The organism is Leucobacter sp. M11, from assembly GCF_035726885.1.
GTDB lineage: Bacteria > Actinomycetota > Actinomycetes > Actinomycetales > Microbacteriaceae > JAPFRB01.
The window spans coordinates 128,799-130,161 of sequence record NZ_JAPFRB010000004.1 but is presented as its reverse complement, the minus strand read 5'-3'; the positions used below and the strand labels follow the sequence as shown (position 1 = coordinate 130,161).

1 protein-coding gene is annotated in these 1,363 nt (G+C 73.6%); it reads left to right on the top strand.

Translation table 11 applies throughout. The features are described from left to right. Positions 1 to 1,363, top strand: a 1,363-nt coding sequence (locus tag OOT08_RS12575) for a hypothetical protein (RefSeq protein ID WP_325093088.1), incomplete at both ends; no start/stop codon positions are given.

Genomic DNA, 1,363 nt, shown 5'->3' with positions numbered 1-1,363 from the left:
TCAGCGCTGCCCTCGGGACGATCGATGCGGCGCTGACCGGAGACCCGGAGCACCGTGCGCTCCTCGGCGAACGCGCCCAGCTGCTCTACGGGCTCTCTCGATACGCCGAGTCTCGGGCCACCGCCGCCTCGCTGCTGGAGCTGGACCCGGCGGACGCGGTCGGGGGCTACATGCTGGCATACTCGCTGTCCGCGCTCGGCGAGCACGACGCTGCGGTGGCCGAGGCCCGCCGCCTGATTGCTCGCACCCCGGACTGGGCCTCCGGGCAGCACCTGCTCGCCCACGTGTTGCTGATCCGGAATGGCTCGGACGCTGATCTTCGGGAGTCCCTCGAGCACGCGCAGATCACGCTCCGCCTCGACCCGGAGAACGCGAACGCGATCGAGACGCTACTGCTGCTGTCGCTGCGCATCACCACCCCGCAGAGCAGCCTCGAGTACCTCCGCACCGGGCTCACGCTGGAGCCCAACAGCGAGCGCTTCCTCGTGCTCGCGCCCCGGGTCACGGGCAGCCAGACGCTCATCGACGACTACTCCGATGCCCTGCTCGGCGTCCTCGCGGAGCAGCCGAACGCCCGCGATGCCCAGGCCGGGCTCGTGCACCAGGTGCTCACCCCGATGCGCGTTCACGCGTGGCTTCCGGTCGTCCTCGGCTCTTTTTTCCTGGTCGTCGGCGCGAGCGGCCTGTCGAGCGCGGTCGTGGTTGGGGCGCTCACCGCCGCGCTCCTGCTGCGCCGCTCCGTGACCCAGGGGCGCGCCGACCTCGGCCCGGTGCTGAACGGCCTGCGCGCGGACGAGCTGGCGGCCCGACCGCTGCTGCGCTGGTCGCGGGCCCTCTCCTGGGCGGCGGCGGGCGCGACGCTCCCCGGGCTGCTGCTGTTCGCACAGCCCTCGTTTGGGCAGCGCCCGCTGGGGCTCGCGATCCTGTTCCTGGCGGTGCTTATCGGCTGGGTCGCGGTCGAGCTGGTGGACCGGGGCAGCCTGACCGGGGAAAGCGCCGCTGACCGCGACCGGGAGCTCTCCGGCGAACAGCTCCCGGCGACGCCCCGGCAGTACGGCAGCGCGGCGCTGCTCCTCCTCGCGCCCGTCGTCGCCCTCTTCGGTGCGCCGACGCTCACCCACGCCGTGCTCGCCGCCTGCGGGGTGCTCCTCCTCGTGCGCGGCCTCGCCACCACCGGGCACGCCCTCGCGGCCAGCATCCGCCGCCGCACGGCGGCCCGGACCGACAACCAGTCCGTTCGGATCGTGCAGCGCCTCACCCGCCAGCAGCGCGCCACGCTCATCATCGTGCGCACCGTCGCCCTGCTCGTGCCCGCGATCATGCTCGCGGGTGTCGCGCCGGTCGCGGCAGCGGTCGAGCGCCT